20 protein-coding genes are annotated in these 20,415 nt (G+C 42.6%); 10 read left to right on the top strand and 10 right to left on the bottom strand.

From position 1 onward, the window contains the following. Positions 1-639: LysR family transcriptional regulator (locus tag NB504_RS02515; protein ID WP_258428197.1), on the bottom strand; the 639-nt coding region annotated here is incomplete at its 3' end. Between the two features lie 90 nt (positions 640-729). Between NB504_RS02515 and NB504_RS02520 the strand changes: the two genes are divergently transcribed. After that, positions 730-1,656: a DMT family transporter gene (locus tag NB504_RS02520; protein WP_258428198.1), complete on the top strand. Its 927-nt coding sequence runs from the start codon at positions 730-732 to the stop codon at positions 1,654-1,656. A gap of 11 nt (positions 1,657-1,667) precedes the next feature. On the opposite strand, the gene NB504_RS02525 is transcribed toward NB504_RS02520, so the two are convergent. Further along, complete coding sequence (locus NB504_RS02525; RefSeq protein WP_094124469.1) at positions 1,668-2,759, bottom strand: DUF3541 domain-containing protein; 1,092 nt, start codon at positions 2,757-2,759, stop codon at positions 1,668-1,670. A gap of 328 nt (positions 2,760-3,087) precedes the next feature. Here NB504_RS02525 and NB504_RS02530 point away from each other — a divergent pair, with 328 nt between their 5' ends. Next, on the top strand, positions 3,088-4,464 hold the full coding sequence (locus tag NB504_RS02530) for a diguanylate cyclase (RefSeq protein WP_017045991.1): 1,377 nt from the start codon (positions 3,088-3,090) through the stop codon (positions 4,462-4,464). Between the two features lie 272 nt (positions 4,465-4,736). Here NB504_RS02530 and NB504_RS02535 read toward each other — a convergent pair whose 3' ends face one another. Next, a complete protein-coding gene (locus NB504_RS02535; protein ID WP_017047432.1) occupies positions 4,737-6,254 on the bottom strand; it encodes a DUF3612 domain-containing protein in 1,518 nt (505 codons plus the stop codon). A gap of 161 nt (positions 6,255-6,415) precedes the next feature. Here NB504_RS02535 and NB504_RS02540 point away from each other — a divergent pair, with 161 nt between their 5' ends. Further along, positions 6,416-6,994, top strand: coding sequence for a malate synthase (locus tag NB504_RS02540; protein ID WP_013868075.1), 579 nt, complete (start codon positions 6,416-6,418; stop codon positions 6,992-6,994). A 125-nt stretch (positions 6,995-7,119) separates the two neighbouring features. Here NB504_RS02540 and NB504_RS02545 read toward each other — a convergent pair whose 3' ends face one another. Next, the gene (locus NB504_RS02545) at positions 7,120-8,136 is read right to left on the bottom strand and encodes a GGDEF domain-containing protein (RefSeq protein WP_017045993.1); all 1,017 of its coding nucleotides are present in this window, start codon (positions 8,134-8,136) and stop codon (positions 7,120-7,122) included. Positions 8,137-8,368: 232 nt separating this feature from the next. Between NB504_RS02545 and NB504_RS02550 the strand changes: the two genes are divergently transcribed. Beyond that, positions 8,369-8,746, top strand: a complete 378-nt coding sequence (locus tag NB504_RS02550; protein ID WP_017045994.1) for an MmcQ/YjbR family DNA-binding protein — start codon at positions 8,369-8,371, stop codon at positions 8,744-8,746. On the opposite strand, the gene NB504_RS02555 is transcribed toward NB504_RS02550, so the two are convergent. After that, a complete protein-coding gene (locus NB504_RS02555; protein ID WP_019281245.1) occupies positions 8,743-9,660 on the bottom strand; it encodes a chemotaxis protein in 918 nt (305 codons plus the stop codon). The genes NB504_RS02550 and NB504_RS02555 overlap by 4 nt on opposite strands. Before the next feature lie 185 nt (positions 9,661-9,845). On the opposite strand from NB504_RS02555, the gene ppiC reads away from it, so the two are divergent. Next, the gene (gene ppiC / locus NB504_RS02560) at positions 9,846-10,124 is read left to right on the top strand and encodes a peptidylprolyl isomerase PpiC (RefSeq protein ID WP_064626450.1); all 279 of its coding nucleotides are present in this window, start codon (positions 9,846-9,848) and stop codon (positions 10,122-10,124) included. A 375-nt stretch (positions 10,125-10,499) separates the two neighbouring features. Further along, on the top strand, positions 10,500-11,171 hold the full coding sequence (locus tag NB504_RS02565; RefSeq protein ID WP_013868071.1) for a LuxR C-terminal-related transcriptional regulator: 672 nt from the start codon (positions 10,500-10,502) through the stop codon (positions 11,169-11,171). 70 nt (positions 11,172-11,241) lie between these two features. Here the strand turns inward: NB504_RS02565 and malK are convergent, their stop codons facing one another. Then, positions 11,242-12,360 carry a maltose/maltodextrin ABC transporter ATP-binding protein MalK gene (malK, locus tag NB504_RS02570; RefSeq protein ID WP_017045996.1) on the bottom strand — a complete coding sequence of 373 codons (1,119 nt, stop codon included), beginning with the start codon at positions 12,358-12,360 and terminating at the stop codon, positions 11,242-11,244. 657 nt (positions 12,361-13,017) lie between these two features. Between malK and malE the strand changes: the two genes are divergently transcribed. The 3 genes from malE (at position 13,018) to malG (ending at position 16,753) form a co-directional block, all read left to right on the top strand. Next, positions 13,018-14,199: a maltose/maltodextrin ABC transporter substrate-binding protein MalE gene (malE, locus tag NB504_RS02575; RefSeq protein ID WP_026027705.1), complete on the top strand. Its 1,182-nt coding sequence runs from the start codon at positions 13,018-13,020 to the stop codon at positions 14,197-14,199. Positions 14,200-14,275: 76 nt separating this feature from the next. Beyond that, the gene (gene malF, locus NB504_RS02580; protein ID WP_258428199.1) at positions 14,276-15,850 is read left to right on the top strand and encodes a maltose ABC transporter permease MalF; all 1,575 of its coding nucleotides are present in this window, start codon (positions 14,276-14,278) and stop codon (positions 15,848-15,850) included. A 12-nt stretch (positions 15,851-15,862) separates the two neighbouring features. After that, entirely contained in the window at positions 15,863-16,753 is an 891-nt protein-coding gene (gene malG / locus NB504_RS02585; RefSeq protein WP_010317575.1) for a maltose ABC transporter permease MalG, read from the top strand. 319 nt (positions 16,754-17,072) lie between these two features. On the opposite strand, the gene NB504_RS02590 is transcribed toward malG, so the two are convergent. Both NB504_RS02590 and NB504_RS02595 read right to left on the bottom strand, forming a co-directional pair. Continuing rightward, positions 17,073-17,318: a hypothetical protein gene (locus tag NB504_RS02590; protein ID WP_017047197.1), complete on the bottom strand. Its 246-nt coding sequence runs from the start codon at positions 17,316-17,318 to the stop codon at positions 17,073-17,075. 93 nt (positions 17,319-17,411) lie between these two features. Then, positions 17,412-17,897, bottom strand: coding sequence for an acyl-CoA thioesterase (locus NB504_RS02595; RefSeq protein ID WP_026027856.1), 486 nt, complete (start codon positions 17,895-17,897; stop codon positions 17,412-17,414). A 300-nt stretch (positions 17,898-18,197) separates the two neighbouring features. On the opposite strand from NB504_RS02595, the gene NB504_RS02600 reads away from it, so the two are divergent. Then, positions 18,198-18,779, top strand: coding sequence for an acyl-homoserine-lactone synthase (locus NB504_RS02600; protein WP_013868065.1), 582 nt, complete (start codon positions 18,198-18,200; stop codon positions 18,777-18,779). Between the two features lie 3 nt (positions 18,780-18,782). On the opposite strand, the gene NB504_RS02605 is transcribed toward NB504_RS02600, so the two are convergent. Together NB504_RS02605 and NB504_RS02610 are read right to left on the bottom strand one after the other, a co-directional pair. Then, positions 18,783-19,505, bottom strand: a complete 723-nt coding sequence (locus NB504_RS02605; protein ID WP_258428200.1) for a LuxR family transcriptional regulator — start codon at positions 19,503-19,505, stop codon at positions 18,783-18,785. 139 nt (positions 19,506-19,644) lie between these two features. Beyond that, the gene (locus tag NB504_RS02610; RefSeq protein ID WP_013868063.1) at positions 19,645-20,406 is read right to left on the bottom strand and encodes a DeoR/GlpR family transcriptional regulator; all 762 of its coding nucleotides are present in this window, start codon (positions 20,404-20,406) and stop codon (positions 19,645-19,647) included. Between the last annotated feature and the right edge of the window lie 9 nt (positions 20,407-20,415).

The raw sequence follows: 20,415 nt of genomic DNA on the forward strand, positions 1-20,415 counted from the left end.
ATCGCACCAAATTTGCCAGTCTTTTTTGCGGCGCTCGTTCACAGCGATAATCGCTGGGTGGCATTTAAGTATGGATGAAAGCGTCTGCTTATCACCTTGCTTTATGAGGTCAGATTTTATGAGTTCAGGGCTGCATACCAGCACCAATTCATCTTCGGCAAGTTTCTCACAATAGTAGTCTTGCCACTCATCTTGTTTACCATGAACAATCGCGATATCAACGTTCTCTGATGTTAGAGAAAAAGTGCCTGTTAAACTCGATATTCTCACGTCTATATGTGGCGCGTGCTCTTGAAAGCGGTTAACTCGTGGTATCCACCAGTGCAGCGCTAATGAGTTGACCATGTTGAGTGTCAGTCGGTTATGGCGCTCATCTCTCATAAGCACTTCAGTTGCTTCAACGATTTGCTCCAAAGCAGGCGCAATTCTCCGATAGTATTTTTGACCAGCATTATTGAGTACGACGTGACGCCCAACGCGATTGAATAGCGGCTGGTTTAGCTGGTTCTCTAATGCTTTTATTGATTGACTGATGGCTGAATGACTAACATTAAGGTGCTTTGCTGCATCTGTCATGCTGCCTGTTTCTGCTACGGCAATAAATGAGGAGAGTGACTTGAGCGGAGGTAGTTTTCGCATTGGTAAGTTTCTCTTACAGGTTTGGTTAATATTACTCGTTATTTTTCCTTTCGTCATTGTTCTATGATGGCTGTACTAGAGGAGAGTTGTATGAACCCACGAATTTTGGCTCCATTATTTATGTTGTCCTCCACATTTAGCTTGTCATTGACAGGGCTACTGTCTAAGTTTCTTGCACATGAGATACCGCTACAAAGTCTCAGTTTTCTCCGATTTTTACTCCCCGCGCTCATATTGTTGGGAGTAATGAGCTTAACTCATTTCCGTTTTCCTCCCAAAGGTATGAAACGGGCTCTGTGGGTTCGCTCAGTATGTATTGCAGGCTGTCAGCTCTGTTTTATTTACTCACTTCAGCATCTTTCTTTGGTGGAAAGTGTTGTATTGTTTAGCACTGGTCCACTGTTTATTCCTTTGTTAGAAAAATTAATATTTGGTGTAGTGATGAAAGCAGGCACGGTTGTGAGCTTGGCCATTACATTTATCGGGGTGTTACTGCTGGCTGGCGATGTTTCGGGCATCCATTTACGGATGGAGTTATTGGTCGGTTTACTTGCGGGAGCGCTGAATGCGGGATCGCAGTTAAGCTTATATCGAGCGACGAAAAGTAATATGCGATCTATTGATATCAATGCTTGGACGTTTGTGTGTGCATCAATCTTATTACTACCTTTGTTATTTCTTCCTACCTCGGACGCGAATGTACTTCAACAAACCTGGGGCAGCTTGCAGCAGTTAGCTGTGGTTATTGCCTTGAGCGGAGTCTCTATATTAGTCATCAACACTCAAATTTTTCGAGCCAAAGCCTACCGTCTGGCACACTCTGGCTCGCAGCTCGCTCCGTTAATTTTTACCAATTTGCTTTTTACCGCTTTATGGCAACAGTTGTTTTTTAATGTGCAGTACTTGCCAACACAAATGGTAGGATTGGGCTTGATTGTGATGGCAACTTTTACCGGAATTCTTATCCCGAAGCTATTTAAATCCTCAGTATCGTCAAACCAGCTTAAATCAGCTTAACCCGCTTATTGCTACTGTCTGATGAGCCCATAAGGCAGGCTAGAAAATACCTTAGGATTATTTTTCACTGTGGGCGCTTGGTTGGTTTTCTGCCAGTCAAGTAACATAATGGCAAGTACATTGCGGTGCTCTCCGTCGGCAAGGTCAAACACACCTGAGGTAGAGGGGATCATCCCTTTCTTTTTATCAATCGCTTGTTGAATTGCGAGACGAGTTTTTTCTACAACAGGATCTTTTTCTAAACCTGCGAGTAGAAAAGTGATCCCAACTTCAGCAACCACATCTTCCTTCGCTCTTAGCAAAATGGTATCGATATTATTGCGAAAGTAGTCGAAGATCCATTGATGCTGCTGCTCTTTAATGGGATTTTGATAGTATTCCGAATCGGCAAAAATAATGTGTGTCATGCCATACAGTTTATTGCCATATTGTTGCGCGGAGAGTGCTTTATCAGCAGAATCTGGGTATGTTTTCCTAAAGCTATCAATGAATGGTTGTACGACATCTTGTTCACCTAACTGGCGTAACCAATAGACTTGGTTAGCAAGTTGTGCGGCCCACGCTTTAATCATTTCTTCATCAGTGGCGTACTTAGTAAAATCATAACGGCGGATCACTTGGCGCAAAAGCTGATCTTCTTTATGTTTCAAACCATATTCGTTGGCACGGGCCATAGAGCCTAATAGGTCGACGCCTAAGTAGAGGTATTCTGGCATATGTTTAGTGGCGATATAGCGTAATTGGCTGCGTTCATCTTCGTCATCGAGGTATCCAGCCAAACGTTGCTCAGAGTAGAGAAAAACCTGTTCAGCAGTTGAAACTTCTGCGGAAAATTGATTAAGTCGGCTTGCTACGCGAGCAAGATCACTCCACACCGCTGCTGAATATTTAGGATCTAGAGTTTGGCGATACATCCGTAACCCATAGTGCCCCTCTTTGAATGCCGGCAATGTGAAAAGTTGCTCTTCATAGGTTTGACGAATAAGCTCCGCAGATTCAGAAAAAGTGTTATTCGTTGTTGACGCCGGCTCTGCATAGCCAGAGGCAGGCAACCACAATGTAATAGCTAATCCCAGAAATAGGCCACTCTTTTTTAATAACATGATGAAAACACACCTCTAAGCTAATATTCATAATAACATTAGCATTTAATGGATTTATTATTGTTGGTGATGTGTCAAGTGTGCGTAAAATGACCGCTTTGAGCCGTCGTTAGGATAATGCGTTTAGCTGATTGTGCTTTTTACGCTATGCAAATTGATGAATTAAAATATTGCTATGTTAGCAAAAAGCTACGAGTTCATTTGGTTATATCAACAAATTTGTAATTAATTTGGGTATTCCCCCATTAATTACGTTAATCTTAAGTAAGAAGCACTATTCTAAATAGAGCAAGTAAAACCATACACATGTAGTGATCGCTACAGGCTAGTGAGGGAGAGTTGCATGAGACATATCTCAGGCAAACAGTGGTCTGTCAATTTGCTTCTCGTTGCCTTCATCATTTTTTGTGGAGGGTTGATCGAAATTATCAATTTCAATCAACGAAGTTTTATCCGAGATAATCTTCAAACCAGAGCAAAGGAAGAGCTTTCGATTATTCGAGCTCAGTTAGAAGCTGCCATTTTGTCTGACATCTATGTAGCAAATGGGTTAACCAGTTTAATTGCGATTAACGCCCATTCTCAGTTCGAAGATTGGGAAAAGATTGCGGCTAATATTTTACATGAAGGTAGACATTTGCGCGTGATTGGGCTTGCGCCTGATGATGTGATTCGTTACACCTATCCATTGAGCGGAAATCACAAAACGATAGGCTTAGATTACCGTACCGTTCCCAAACAATGGGCCACGATCTTAAAAGCAAGGGAGATCCAAGAGATCTTCATTGCAGGCCCTGTGAACCTAGTTCAAGGTGGGCGAGGCCTTGTTGCTCGGATTCCTATATTTACTGACCCTCCTGATAACCAACAATATTGGGGAGTATGCAGTGTCGTGATCGATTTAGATTCGTTATTACTTTCCACTGGCGTTGAACGTTTTACTCACCGCTTTAATTTGGCGATACGTGGGGTAGACAGTACTGGTTCGGAAGGCGAGGTATTTTTTGGTGAACAAGAGGTGTTCACAAAAGCTTTTGCAAAACAAAGTGTTCATTTTCCCTATGGCGGCTGGGAAATTGCTGTTGCGCAGAAAAGCGATGTTTTAGGTCAAGTGCCTTGGTATCAGGTTCACATTGTACGGCTGTTAGGTTATCCGATCTTAATCTTGTTGGTTGCGGCGTTTATTACGATATATCGCTTGTACTCTATTGCTAATGAAAGAGCACTTCATGATGAATTAACTCAGCTTCCTAACCGTCGGTACTTCATGTATACGCTTGATCGATATTTTGAGCAGGCTATAAAAATGGACCAATCGGCTGGTTTTGTCATCCTCAACATTGATATTGATAAGTTCAAATCGATCAATGACACCTATGGGCATGCGGCGGGTGACAAGGTGTTGATTGCTTGTGCGGAGCGAGTGAAAAGCGTATTGCGTTCTTCGGATTTAGTTGCACGTATTGGCGGTGATGAGTTTCTGGTTTTGCTGTCTCGAGTATCGGACAACGATGATATTGAGCGGATCAGTCTCAAAATAAAAAGTGCGTTGTGTAATGCGCCAGTCATTTATGAGCAGCACTTAATTAACCTACATGTCAGTGTAGGCGCAGCCGCATTTAGCCCAGAATTTGATAATGTGGATGCGATGTTGAAACTGGCTGATGAGCGGATGTATCAAGAAAAGAGGCAGCAGTACTACTAAATTATTTATTCAGATTTGCATTTTGAAATTTAATTGCAAAATGCAAATTTATTATGCGACACGTTGTAATGAAACCGCTCATAAAGTAGACAGATAAGGTGTTTTTTGGCAGTTTTAAAGTTGGCATGCATCCTGCTATATAGTAAGTGACCCTTCTAAGCCGAGGGTCACCTAGCCAACTGACGTTGTTAGTGAACCTTATTTTTGTTCACACTTATTAATAGCCAATCATACTTTTTGTGATTGGCTTTTTTTATTTTTACGCTCTGCAACTAGCCAGCACATTTCTCATAGCAGCTTGGTTTTCTTGGACAGACAGCACCGCGTGAGCAGATTAAGCGCGCATTATTTTCAATTCCGCGTTCAATCCAATTAATATTAAGAATTTTAGCAATAGTCGTGAGATCTTTTTTAATATGTCTTGGAATAAGAGAGCTTCCGCCGTTGCTGACGCATAACGCTTTGAGCTCCTCAGCAATTGAGTGAGCATCCCCACCTTGTGCATTGATGGCTGGATTCAAATCTATTCCTGCGCATAGCACTCGATTATTGCCTGCTGGATCGATCATATTGACGGATTCACAGCAATATATTCTCGGCTCATCACCTACATTCAAAATCGAAATTTGCGCAGAGCTGCCACTTTGCGGCTCTGAAAGACGTCTAAACACGGCCCAATGCTGGCAAGGGTCATTCACTTTACGCATATTCCCCCACGGTAGAGGGATCCCATTGCCACGATAAACCGCTTTTAATTTGCCTTCACCATAAGCATCGAAATAGTGCCAATGCGGATAGGGTGACACGACCGTCATGCGCCTCATCGCAACAGAAGGAGAAACCCCTGCTTTCAAATGTACATCGATTTCGTAGCCGCTGCGATCAAGAAGTTGTCGATAAGGCACTTTGGGGCACAGCAGTGCGCCAGCAAAAAAACTCGATTCAAAATCTCGCCATGCCTGAAGGATATCTTGGGAATTTAATTCACAGGTGGCGGTGGCATCAGGCGTTTCTTCCCAACTGTTTGTGTGGCCAACCGTTAAGACACTTTTTAGTCCCTCTTTGCTGTGCAGAATATTGTGGCCAATATACACCGCGAGGTCGTACTTTAGGCGAGTTGGGTACTCACGTAGAATTTCATTGAGGTAGATCGTGCATGGTGGTTCAAAAAAAGAGGTAATAAGTTGTTTGGCGCTAACACCAAGCTCATCAACAACATCTTGCGGGGTTCTTGTGACCCAGCGGATAACCAAACCAAGGCTTTTGGCGATGTCGATAAGATCTTCAACAGCTAAGTTTAAGCGTTTTAAACCCACTTCTTCTGCTGCTCGCTCAAGATCTGGGAAGTGGTTTTGTAAACTCTCTTGGTGAGCACGGATCAATAGATGAGCAAACTGTTTGCCAGTGATCCCGGTTTGGGAAAGCATCTCTGGGATTGCGATTTGTAAAATATCATTTGAGAATAAAAAGCTAGGTTCAAGAGCCATACCGCTGATCCCACCTCTGTTACCCTTGTCAGGAGTAATATCCGTTTGACCTGGTTCATCATCTAAAAACCAAGCGGGATCTTTTTGGAAAACTTGGGCAATGACCTCCAACATATCAACACTAGGCACCCGTTTTCCACGCTCAATCATCGAAAGGTATGAAACGGAGGGGGCGTATTCTGGGTTGATACGAATACAGCGTGCCGATAAGTCTTCCATCGTTAGGTGATTACGCTTTCTTAAGTTTCTGACTTTTGTCCCTAAGAAATGTGACTGACGAACTAAGCTTTTTGATAAGGCCATTTTGTAAAATTCACACTGTAAAATTTTTGTTGTGAAATTGTAGTAAAAAATTGGTTAATCTACCAAGTAAGCAAGGTCACAAATTTGCACAAAGGTTAAACGCAAGTTTGGAATAATTGCTCTAGAACACAAAATGTTGAGTTACCTATAAGGAAAAGACGATGAATATGCTGACATTCGATAAAACAGAAATCCAAAAACTAGATAAACCCTTTATCGCTGAAGCCGTCTTCGCCGTCGAGACTATCAGTGCTAATCAACAAAATGAAAAGCAGAGTAGAGCGAAGCAACTACTCGATAGATTGTTCCCTTTGGCGACGGGCTCTCATCAAGATGTGACCAGTTATGTGATCGATTACCGCCATGTGTTGGCTTATTTCAAGGATGGGCGTCATAGTGGTTTGAAGCACCCCAAACATTTTGTTGCCTTCAATGGTGAAAAGGAGTCACCATGTTCGATCTTGTTCCGTGATGGAAGTGGTAGCCATGTTGAAGTGATGTTAGGCTGCACTAAAGGGACTGGGCGCGTTGAACTGATAGAGATTAATGATATTCAGTTAGAAACGTGTACCACATTTACCCAATCGGTGGAAGAAATGCCCAGCGCCGCAATGCGCCACTGGGTAAGCCTAGTCAAAGGTGATGAAAAGGGTAAGCCTCAAGCTTGTAGTGAAGATAAGGAGTACACCGCAAAAGATGGTGAAGACTATTACTTAAACTACAGTTTTAACCTTGCTTAGGTTATAGATGCGTATTGGGATTAAATGGGGCGTTGTGCCCCTTTTACTTTTCTATCCATAAATTGAGGTTTATGGAACTTGTGATTGCTTTTCAGCTACCCATAAGCCATAAGAGGTTGAAGCGATTAAAGCGGCATAACACGGTTGCGGCCTAATTGTTTTGCTTCATAGAGCAGTTTATCGGTTCTTTCTATCAAAGACTCGGACGTATCACCTAGTTGTAATTCTGTCACACCAAAAGAGGCGGTAATATTACCAACTTGGTTTCCTGAACGGCGATCCTTCACGCTCATTTTTTCTATCGAACGGCGCAGTGATTCTGCAAACTGTCTGGCAATGCGCAGTGTTTTATTTGGAACAATTAAAACGAACTCTTCACCGCCAAATCGGTAGGCGGTAATACCATCTCGACAGCTACTCTGAAGCTTTTTAGCGATGCCTTTGATGACGGTGTCACCAAATAGGTGGCCATAATTGTCATTAAAAGATTTGAAGTGATCGATATCTAATAAGATCAGGCTTATTGGTTGCTGCGCGCTTATTAGGGTAAAGAGATCATCATTGAACGAACGGCGGTTATATAAACCGGACAATCCATCGAATAAAGCCTCTTTTTGCACCTCGGCAAGCTGCTCTTTCAGTCGATGAATTTCTTTACTGGCACTATTAAGTTGACCATTTAGAAACTGAGTTGAATGGCGAATATCTCGCGATTCAGTGACCAATTGGCGAACCACTTTCATCACCTCTTCGATCGATAAATCATCGTTTTCGACTCGTTCTAATTCACTAAAACTTTTATCAATCACTCTGGCAAATTCGCTGGTATCGGTTAGGGTATCTGACATTGAACTTGCGACTTCATTGACTAACACTTCAATGTTGTTGCGTAGCGTGCTTAAACTGGTTTCAGAGCGCGATGCGACATAGCTGTTATAGAGTTGAGAGCTTGCCGCGGGAGGACAAAGGCCAAAGTTTTCCAATACAGAATCGAGTTCTCGATTGAGTTGAGGTATGGCGTTGTCAACATAGGTATACCAAAGTGCATAGTTAGCAGGTGTCGCCGCCACATGATTTTTCATCATCAACGGTACTGCTTTTTTTAAATTGGCTGTAGATCTCTTAAAGTCGTCGCTGGTCATTATCGTAAAATTAATAGACAGTCACAGATATTCATACCGCTAAGATTAGCGGATATCCCAAAGTTATGCGCTAAAAAAATGCAACTAAAGTTTGAAGTTGAATTTTTATTTACGGTGAACAATCGATTCTTGATGTAGATCAAACACAACAGACAGACATAGTAGGGGGTTTTTTATATATTGAATCGTTGAATGATTAAAATAAGTTGGTTACTGAATCAAGGAGTAATAGATGGAGATGTATGATATTGAATCGTTTTTGGATATTTTACCTCAGGTAGAAAGTAGCTATCCGTTTGGTCCTGACGCGTTGGTTTTCAAAATTCGCGGTAAAATGTTTGCCTATACTTCTCAGTCGAGAGAAGAGCCGTTTGTGACATTGAAGTGCACTCCAGAAGATGGTGAAGTTCTGACCAGTGCCTTTTCCGCTATTCGTCCTGGTTATCATATGAATAAAAGACACTGGATCTCCGTTAAGTTAAACGGAGATGTTGACCAGATGATGTTAGAGGAATTATGTGAACGCTCTTATCAGCTTGTAGTAAGTAAACTGAAAAAATCAGATAGAGAAGCGCTTCAGGCTCTGTTTGTGCAAGCAAAGCTTGATTAAGCGGTATCCTTACGTTGTTCCAGTTTTTTTGCGCCACGCAGCATCGCTTCTATCAATTCTGTCGCGTTAAATTTTTCCAAAGCTTCGTGGGCTCCGACTTGGTGAGCTCTATCCAAACAGATCTCACTGGAAAGCGAGGTGTGAAGAATACAATAAGCATGGCTCAGCATTGGATCATTTTGAACCTCAAAGGCCAGTTCATATCCATCAAGGCCCGGCATTTCAATATCACTGACCAGCAAATCGATCGCACGTTGATGTTGAGCGTCTTGACGCATCAGCTCAATGGCATCAAGTCCATTTTTACAGATTTGGTAAGGGATGTTGATACTGTCTAAGGCATCTGACAATTGTTTACGTGCAATAGATGAATCATCCACCAGTAAAATACGCAATGCTTTTAATCGCTCACGTTCAATATCAGTCAGCATCGGGATCTTAGTTGATTCATACTGTGGATAAATTTTTGAAAGTAATAATTCGACGTCAAGTAACTGCACAATCTGTTTTTGATAGCGGGTTATGCCAGTGATAAAAACGTCTTTTCCCGCCACTGCAGGTGAAGACTCGATTGTTCGCCAGTCACACTCGATGATTTTCTCAATGCTACGTACCATAAACGCAACTACAGTTCGCAGGCAGTCCGTCACGATTAAGTAGCATTGTTTATATTCGCTAGGTTGAATTGCTCTAAAGCCAATGGCGGCAGCCATATCAATGACAGGTACCGTCAAGTTACGGATAGTCACCGTTCCGATCACATGGTGATGAGAATATGGGATTTGTGTCATTGGCATGTAAGGGACAATCTCTCGTACTTTCAGAGTCCCGATAGCAAAAAGCTGTTTCTGAGTGTTCAATGTGAACATCAACATGCCTTGGGATTGGTTTGCCTTACTGGGGGTTTTAGCCATAACACCTTACTCAACGTTGTTTCTTATGCTTAATACTAAACGATCTCTTACTGACGGCAATGCGTTAAATGCAAATAAACAGTATAACCGTATGTTTATTGATCTTTTGCACTCTCACATTGGGGTTGGACTCTTGAAAAGCATCCGTTACACTATTTGCAGTAGCAAATTTATTGAGAAAAATGATGGCAAGAACGGCAGCGGCTCTTCACATTTTAGTGAAGCATAAAGAACAAGCTGAAGATATTATCGCTCAGTTAAAAAAAGGAGCGAAATTTCAAGCATTAGCCAGAAAATATTCTACCTGCCCTTCGGGTAAAAAAGGGGGCGATCTGGGTGAGTTTCGTCAGGGGCAGATGGTACCTCAATTTGATAAAATCTGTTTCACTGGAGAGGTACTGACACCCCATTTGGTGAAAACCAAGTTTGGTTGGCATGTTGTAAAAGTTCTATATCGGACCTAGCCTCAATAGGGTGCTTTTCTCATCGATGTTGATTTTTAAAGTAATAGTCAATGAGCAGTGAGTGCCACGCTTTTTCTTAACACCAGAAGTGCGTGGTGCTTTTCATTCGTTAGGAATGACACTCGATTCTTTATCTTTTTTATTCCATTACCTTTTATAGAATGGCCTACTACACCCAAACTACTTCAAGTAGTAAGGTATATAAATAAAACAGTCATTTGTTCTCATAAATAAGAAAGCACAATAACTTCATGAATTAAATGGATTTATTCATTAGGTTTTTTATTAAAATGAGAGCGGGTTATTTTGAGATATTGACTTATAGTCGCTTAACGTTAGTTTTATCAAGTGAGCGGTATGATCTAGGAGTTTAAAATGAGTGAAGAAAAAAAAATTAACGTTCGATTGCTTTCTGATGTTTGTATGCAGTCTCGCTTACTTAAAGATTCGCTAGAGTCAAAGTTGCCGATTAGTATTGATATCTCTCCGCTTTGCGATACGTGGATGAATGATAACAGTCTATCATCCTATAAAATTCAATTGGTTATCATCGACTATTCTCGCGTTGATGAAAATAATTTTGCTGATTACTCAGCATTTAAACGCTTATCCTGCCCTGATGCAAAAGAAGTGCTTATTAATTGCCCGCTAGATATTGAACCTAAAATGCTCTTTAAATGGCAGAATCTTGTGGGTGTATTTTATACCAATGATCAGCTTGAATCTTTAGTTAAGGGCATGGAAAAAGTGCTTGATGATGAAATGTGGTTTAATCGAAAATTGGCTCAGGAATATATACAGCATTATCGTGCAGGTAATTCATCTATTACCTCTCAAGCTTATGCTAAATTAACGAAAAGAGAGCAGCAAATAATTAAGCTACTTGGCTGTGGTGCATCTAATATGCAAATTGCAGATGAGTTGTTTGTAAGTGAAAATACAGTAAAAACACATTTACATAATGTATTTAAAAAGATAAATGCTAAAAATAGACTTCAGGCATTATTATGGGCAAAAGATAATATTGGTATTGAAGAGTTTAATTAAATTTTATTTATTTTTAAATAAGACAGCCCCTTTGATAGGGGCTGTCTTATTTTCTTAACTGAATTTCTTTTTATTCGGCTTCGATGCCTTTTTCTTTGTAAAGGCGGCGGCATGCACGTCCATCGCTGTGGAAGAGGTGGCAGCGATGCCCAGGAATACCAATTGTCAATGTATCACCTGTTTCAACGCCCAAAGTATCAGGCTGGCGGTAAATTACATCAGAATCAGAGCCTTTCAAGTTCATGTAGACTTGTGTCTCATTGCCGAGTTTCTCAACCATCATCACTTTGCCTTCAATTTTCGCGTCACCATCTTCAGCGCTCAGCAAGTGCTCTGGACGCACACCTAATGACATACGCTCGCCGCGAGTGATCGTGGTGCCATCGACCAAAATCCAAAATGAGGTTCCATTAGAGAGTTGAACTTTCACACGTTCGGCTTCGACATCTTCGATGAATACGCTCATGAAGTTCATTTTAGGAGAACCGATGAAGCCTGCGACGAAACGATTTTCTGGGTAATGATACAACTCAAGTGGTTTGCCTACTTGTGATACGAAACCAGCATCCAAGACCACGATTTTGTCAGCCATTGTCATTGCTTCGACTTGGTCATGGGTAACGTAAATCATAGTGCAGCCCAATTTGCGTTGCAGTTTGGTTATCTCTGAACGCATCTGTACGCGCAGCGCTGCATCTAGGTTAGACAGCGGCTCATCAAGCAAAAATACATTCGGTTGTGAGACTAAAGTACGCCCAATCGCGACACGCTGACGTTGGCCACCTGAAAGAGACTTAGGTTGACGTTCAAGCAAATGGCTGAGCTGGAGAATATCGGCGGCGTGCTCAACACGTTGCTCGATCTCCTTTTTATCGGCTTTGGCCAACTTTAGGCCAAAAGACATGTTGTCGAAAAGATTAAGGTGCGGGTAGAGCGCATAGGATTGAAATACCATGCCGACGCCACGTTTAGAAGGTTCAACATCATTCATTCGCTTATCGCCAATAAACAAGTCACCCGAGGTGATATCTTCTAGGCCTGCTATGCAACGCAGTAGGGTGGATTTCCCACAACCTGATGGACCGACAAAGACGACAAATTCGCCTTCTTGAATTTCTAAGTCGACATTTTTAGAAATTAATACATCACCGTATGCTTTACATACATTTTTTAACGTGACACTCGCCATAGAGCTCGTCCTCGATCAATATTTTTTATAAATCACTGCCCATCATTATATGAGTTTTCTTGCAGGCAATGACAGCAGGAATTGGGTAAGGTGGTTAATAATGTAAGAAAAAGGGTGATGTCTTCAAATTAAGGGAGTTTGAAGAAAGCATCACCCATCCATGCCAATGATTTAGTTCACTTCCCCTGCACATTGAGCGTCTCCCCCGTTATAAAATCAATTACCACGAACGCTCATTTATGACAGCAAACCAATCTAGCGATGTAAGCCAGTAAACGACGAGTTACTGGAAAAGGCTCTTACTATCCACTCTGGGATGACTGTATTTTGTGTGATGTGTGTGTTTGATACATCCTCCTAATTGAGTTTTTTATAGGGGGGAGTAGCGATGGATGCGATGGAGGAGGGGTTTAAGGGCTGAGTTAGATCCAGTTCAAATAATTAATGGCTGTTAAGTGGAAGCATGTCACAAAAAGGTATTTTTTTGTGATTGAGCTCTCTAACCTTGAGCGATGATGATCACGAAAATAGTCCATAATATCGAGGGCGTAGGGCGTAGGAGGATGAGTCAAGTTAGGTTTTCTCTGATTATATATGACGAAATACGGCGAAACCTGTTGGTGAGCCCTACAACACAAAAATAAAAAGGATATGAACATGAAAAACGCCCTAAGCACAGTCGCGCTAAGTACTCTAGTTGCTCTTGGTTCGTTTGGTGCACATGCTGCTATTGAAGAAGGACAACTCACCATTTGGATTAATGGTGATAAAGGCTATAACGGTTTGGCTGAAGTGGGTAAGAAATTTGAGGCGGACACGGGTATCAAAGTGACCGTGGCTCACCCTGACGCACTTCAAGATAAATTCCCACAAACCGCAGCAACGGGTGATGGACCTGATATTGTGTTCTGGGCTCATGACCGTTTTGGTGGTTATGCAGAAGCTGGCTTGCTGGCTGAAATTAAACCTTCAAAAGCGATTCAAGAGGGTATCGTGGATTTTGCCTGGGATGCGGTGAAATACAACGGTAAAATCATCGGCTACCCAGTCGCGGTAGAATCCTTGTCTCTCATCTATAACAAAGATCTTGTGCCAAACCCACCGAAAAGCTGGGAAGAAGTGGAAGCGTTGAACGCCAAACTTAAGAAAGAGGGCAAAACGGCCATCATGTGGAACTTGAAAGAACCGTATTTCACATGGCCTCTTATGGCGGCTGATGGCGGTTACGCATTCAAATACACGATTGATGGTTATGATGTGAAAGATGCGGGTATCGCGAATAAAGGCGTAAAAGACGCGATGAACTTCGTGAAAGGCTTAGTGGACAAAGGCGTGATCTCTCCGGATATGGACTACTCTGTTTCTGAAGCTGCGTTTAACCAAGGTAAAACGGCAATGACGATCAACGGTCCGTGGGCTTGGGGCAACATTGAAAAATCAGGCATTAACTACGGTGTGACGACATTACCGAAATTTAACGGGCAATCTTCCAAGCCGTTCGTGGGCGTATTGACGGCTGGTATCAGCACCGCTTCTCCAAATAAAGATCTCGCGATTGAGTTTATCGAAAACTACTTACTCACCAATGATGGTCTGCGCATGGTCAATAATGACAAACCTCTTGGCGCGGTGGCTCTTAACTCTTTCCAACGTGAGCTTGATGCAGATACACGCATCGCCGCGACAATGGATAACGCAATGAATGGCGAAATTATGCCGAACATCCCTCAGATGAATGCATTTTGGGGCAGCGCGAAAAGTGCAATTATCAATATTGTAGATGGCCGCCAAACTGTCGATGCCGCACTGGCTGATGCAGAAAAACAAATGACTAAATAATTCGGTTTTGGTCCAGCCCTTAAGGAGAGGGTAACCTCTCCTTCATTTTACGTTTATATCGCTAGCAGGTTCTTCTATGCAGTCAATTCAAGGTACAGATGTTTTGTCAGCACCCGAAACGGCACTTCCTTCCAGTAAAAATGTGCTCATTAAATGGGCATTATTAGGTACGGTTGGTATCGTTAACGGTTACGCCACTATTCTTATGTATTCTCGCGGTGAGCTCGCCTTTGCGCTGCTTACTCTCATTCTTACCGCTCTGGCCCTTTATATTTTCGGCAGTAAACATACTTACGCACACCGCTATATTTATCCGGGTATCGCGGGAATGATCTTATTCATCCTCTTTCCTTTGGCCTACACCGTTGGTCTGGCTTTTACTAACTACAGTGCTAAAAACCAACTCTCTTTAGAACGTGCACAAACCGTGCTGTTGGATCGAACTTATCAGGGCGGGGAAAGTTATCCTTTCACTCTATACAAAACGGAAAGTGGTTATCGAATTGCAATCGAAGATGGAGAGCAGACGCTCGCTACCGACGTGTTTTCCTTAAATGGCTTATCGGTGACCGATATGGACCTTCAACCTATTGAGGGTATTGAGGGCACCAAAGAGCCGATTAAAACCATTATTAATCACCGTGCTACGTTGAGCTCAATTGATCTGCATTTCCCTAGTGGTGAAGATGTACGCATGAGTGGCTTGCGCAAGTTTGCCGCCGTATCGCCGCTTTACACCATGCAAGATGATGGCGAAACGCTGGTCAATAATCAAACAGGCGAAATACTACGGCCGAATATGGATGTTGGCTTTTATCAACCAGTGGACGAAAGTGGTCAATTTATCGGTGCGACAGTATCGCCTGGTTTTGTGGTGAAAATTGGCACACATAACTTTGAGCGTGTATGGAAAGATGACGGTATTAAAGAGCCTTTCATCAATATCTTTATCTGGACGGTCGTTTTCTCTACCTTAACCGTGATTTTTACTCTCATGATTGGTTTGGTGCTAGCCAGTGTCGTGCAATGGGAAGAGCTTAAAGGTCGCGCCGTTTACCGAGTGCTATTAATCCTGCCTTATGCTGTTCCTGCCTTTATTTCTATTTTGATCTTCAAAGGCTTGTTCAACCAAAGCTTTGGTGAGATCAATATGGTGCTCAACAGTATTTTTGGCATTAGTCCTAGCTGGTTCTCAGACCCCTTTCTCGCTAAAAGTATGGTGCTGATCGTCAATACTTGGCTTGGTTTTCCTTACATGATGATTTTGTGTATGGGTCTTTTGAAAGCGATTCCAGAGGATTTATATGAAGCATCGGCGATTGATGGTGCAGGTTTTTTACACAACTTCACCCGCATCACATTGCCGCTCATGATCAAACCAATGACTCCGTTACTTATTGCGAGCTTTGCGTTTAACTTTAACAACTTTGTGATGATTCAACTTCTGACACAAGGTGGCCCGAATATGATTGGTACTTCAGAGCCAGCCGGCTACACCGATTTACTCGTAAGCTATACCTATCGTATTGCGTTTGAAGGAGCTGGTGGTCAAGACTTCGGTTTGGCTAGTGCCATCGCAACCTTGATCTTCTTACTGGTTGGTGGGTTAGCACTACTCAACTTACGTTTTACGAAGCTGTCACAGAATTAAGGAGTAATCGTTATGGCGATGGTACAAGGTCAATCTCTCAAATATCGCTTATGGGCGACTCATGTTGCTCTGTGGGCATTTTTATCGCTGATCATTTTTCCACTATTGATGGTCATTGCGATTTCATTTCGTGAAGGGAACTTTGCCACGGGCAGTTTGATCCCAGATAACCCATCTCTAGAACACTGGAAATTGGCATTAGGTTTTGCTGTCACTAATGCTGATGGCTCTGTTACACCGCCGCCATTTCCGGTTCTGACTTGGTTATGGAATTCAGTGAAAGTAGCAGGCATTACTTCAGTGCTCATTGTGGCCCTATCGACAACGTCTGCTTATGCCTTTGCGCGCATGCGTTTTAAAGGTAAAGACACCATCCTAAAAGCGATGATGATTTTTCAAATGTTCCCAGCGGTACTGGCACTGGTTGCGATGTATGCACTGTTTGACAAATTAGGTCAATACATCCCATTTCTTGGCTTAAATACGCATGGTGGTTTAATTTTCTCCTACCTAGGTGGTATCGCACTGCACGTATGGACGATCAAAGGCTATTTTGAAACGATAGATAACTCATTAGAAGAAGCAGCTGCTTTAGATGGAGCTACACCATGGCAAGCCTTTAGACTGGTGCTGCTACCACTCTCTGTGCCGATTCTTGCGGTTGTGTTTATTCTCTCGTTTATTGGGGTGGTTGGTGAAGTACCAGTGGCATCTTTGCTACTTTCTGATGTAAACTCATATACATTAGCGGTGGGTATGCAGCAGTATCTTTATCCTCAGAACTATTTGTGGGGAGATTTTGCAGCAGCAGCAGTGTTGTCTGCTTTACCTATCACTGTCGTATTTTTGCTTGCACAGCGCTGGTTAGTCGGAGGACTTACGGCCGGTGGTGTGAAAGGATAATAACGATAGGGCGACCGTGAGGTCGCCCATATTGTATTAGCTTAACGTATTTGGTTTGGCCGCCGATCAGTTAAGTAATATGCAAATCTGGCGTTACGCATAGCTGGCTGTTAGCTTTATTCCTTACTATCCAACAAACTAACAGTTTTTGTAACCAAGACCCGAGCATTGCTTGGGTTTTTTTATACCTGTACTAAAGGGTGCTATTGGTAACGCGCATGCAGTATATGATGAATTGAATGTCTCAAAAGTGAAATGGTGTTTGGATGCGACCCACATCTGAAATCTTTGTGTAACGTCGTAAAGGAAGGCTAAAAAATTAGAACTCACGGCTAGAAGGGGCGCAGCCTAAGTATTGCAAAAGGACATATAAGCTCTCTTGCTGCAGCGCAACGCGGCGAAACAAATCGGCGAAGGTGTCATCTCCGCCAAAGCAGGCACGGATATAGTGGTTAATTTCTTGGGGTTGGTAACCTTCAACGTAAAGCGTTCGGACCCAGTGATACTCAATTGACTTTGGATCGACTAACGTCGATTCGCTCAAGGTAATCTCTCTGAGAGTCAAAGTCTTTTCCTATCATCGATGCAAAATTTCAGAGGGCTCGATTTAAGCAGATAAAGATGAAGAAAAAATGACAACTGAGCGTATCATGGGTGGTTATTTTAAGTACTTAACGTGAGCTTCCATCTCTTCTCCTATCTCTTTACGCATGTTCATTAAGCGTATCGCTGATTGGCGTAGGGCAATATCTTCTGCTGTTTGCGGCACCCATTCGGGTATAGGGGTGGGCTTGCCTTGCCCATCGACAGCCACCATGATGACAATACAATGGGTAGTCAGCTGGTTTTTCAACTCTTTTGGATCGCTCGCTTGCACATCAATGGCAATATGCATTGAGCTCGTTCCCGTATAAATGACTTTTGCGCTGACTTCAACGAGGTTCCCTACGTGGATAGGAGCGACAAAGCGGATCCCTCCCGCATAAGCGGTGATGCAATATTTACCACTCCAGCCTGCAGAGCACGCATAGGCCGCTAGATCTATCCATTTCATGACAGCGCCACCGTGGACTTTACCACCGAAATTCACATCACCGGGCTCTGCTAAAAAACGCAAAGTTATTGCACGTTGGCCACTACTCATTGGGGAATCCTTGTTTTTTATTAACGGAATCATAAATAACAAAGCGTTAACCAAACTGCAATATTATTTTGAATGCAGCAGATATAAAAAATCCTCTTAGTTGCCTAAGAGGATTTTTAAAGCCGAGCGGTACGAGTTATTTACTTTATGTTGTACCTTATTGAGCCAACTGAGCGTTAGTTATTCAGTTGCGTTAATAATAGTTTAAACAGTATTTCGACGTAACTGTTCGATCGAACAGGTTCTATCTCTGATGAGATTGTTTAGCGTGATTTCTCCAATAACCTAAGGAGAAGTCACATGACTATTTCAATTTATTCACATACCTTTCAAAGTGTCCCTCAAGCTGATTATGTGTCATTGCTGAAGTTACGCTATAAAGTTTTTTCGCAACGCTTGCAGTGGGAGCTAAAAACAAATCGAGGAATGGAGACTGATGAGTACGACGTTCCAGAAGCACACTATTTGTATGCCAAAGAGGAACAGGGTCATTTAGTGGGGTGTTGGCGAATTTTGCCAACGACGTCGCGTTATATGCTTAAAGATACTTTTTCGGAATTACTCGGTGTGCAGCAAGCACCCAAAGCAAAGGAGATTTATGAGCTGAGTCGTTTTGCGGTCGATAAAGATCATTCGGCGCAATTGGGCGGCGTGAGTAATGTTACGCTGCAGATGTTTCAGTCGCTGTATCATCACGCCCAGCAATATCACATCAATGCCTATGTAACGGTCACATCGGCCAGTGTGGAAAAATTGATTAAGCGGATGGGGATCCCATGCGAAAGACTCGGTGATAAAAAAGTGCATCTTTTGGGAAGTACACGTTCTGTCGCTTTGCATATTCCAATGAATGAAGCATATCGTGCAAGTGTCAATGCATAAGCCTTATAAATAGGGATTGATATAGCCACCTAAAATAGCTTTAGTGATCGCTTGGTAGCGATTCGTCGCGCCAAGCTTTTTACAAGCATTACTGAAATGGAACTTCACGGTACGTTCTGACGTATTAATAATCGTGGCAATTTCCCAAGCGCTTTTGCCTTCGGCCGCCCAAGCTAAGCATTGTACTTCACGTGCGGTGAGCACCGCTCTCGGTTTTGCGTCTTTATGGTAACGGGTGATGTTGCCAATATTATGAGCCAGTAACGGTACAATGAGCTGTGAGGTATGGATACTTTGTTGATTCAAATCGTAAGACTTGGTATCTGAGGTTGCAAAACTTACCATGCCAAATTCCCCCCTAAGCCCATGGATTGGAATGCTAAATCCCGCTTTGAGTCCATTGCAACGCGCCTCTTCGAAAATGACTCGTCCATCATCATTGACCCGCTTAGCGTCATCCCAGTGAATGGGCAAAAAATTGGTAATACTGTATTTGACAATTGGATCGATATGCATGAAGCCTGATTCATCATATTGCTGTCGCCAGCAATTGGGGTAATTGTCCGTGACAAGCGTTTCACTGGTTTTTAACGTGGGTTGAAAAGAGAGGCCAAAGAGGAAAAATTCATGATCAATTAAGTTATTGAGCCTATTGAGTACATTTTCCAAATCATCGTGGCTAGTGATTTGTTGGTTCTCTTGGATCAGTCTCAGAATTTTGTACATAAGCCGAAAGTTCTAAATTGCGTCGTACTATATTGGCACTTATATCAAAAAAAACCGTAACAGTACGAGCAAATAATGAAATAGTTTATCTATTTGGCGGGAAAATCTAGTTCAAATGTCGGTTTTGGCCTCAATCTATCTATACCACCTGAATGGTTACTTCATTTTCACGAGCGAATGCATCAATTTCTTCTGGTGGTTGAGCATTGGTAATGATCAAATCTACGTCGGCAATTGTGCCTAGCTTAACCATGGCATTACGTCCGAATTTACTGTGGTCGACACCGAGATAAACACAGCGACTATTTTCGATGATCGCCCGTTTGACTCTCACTTCGTGATAATCGAAATCTAAAAGTGAGCCATCATAGTCAATGCCGCTAATCCCTAAAATACCGAAATCGAGACGAAATTGTGAAATGAAATCCAAAGTGGCTTCACCCGTCACGCCACCGTCTTTATTACGCACTTCACCGCCCGCTAAGATGACATTGAAATCCGGTTTGGCCATTAAAATCGTCGCCACGTTAATGTTGTTGGTGACAATGCGCAGATTTTCGTGATTGAGCATTAATGCCCGAGCGATAGCTTCAGGTGTCGTACCTATGTCGATAAAGAGCGTTGCGCCATCGGGAATGTGTTTGACTAGCTCGGCAGCCACTTTCTCTTTTTCTTGCTGATAAGTTACTTGGCGAGTGTGGTAAGAGGAGTTTTCAGAACTAGACGCGATGGTAGCGCCGCCGTGATTGCGTCGTAACTTATTGGCATCTGCAAGTTCGTTGAGATCTCGGCGGATGGTTTGTGGGCTGACATTGAATCGCTCGACTAAATCATCGGTACTCACAAATCCGTGTGTTTGAACTAATTCGATAATTTCTTGATGGCGTTTAACTGCTTTCACCTTAAATAT

Origin of the sequence: Vibrio sp. RM-69-4 (assembly GCF_024743775.1) — a bacterium.
Lineage (GTDB): Bacteria > Pseudomonadota > Gammaproteobacteria > Enterobacterales > Vibrionaceae > Vibrio > Vibrio anguillarum.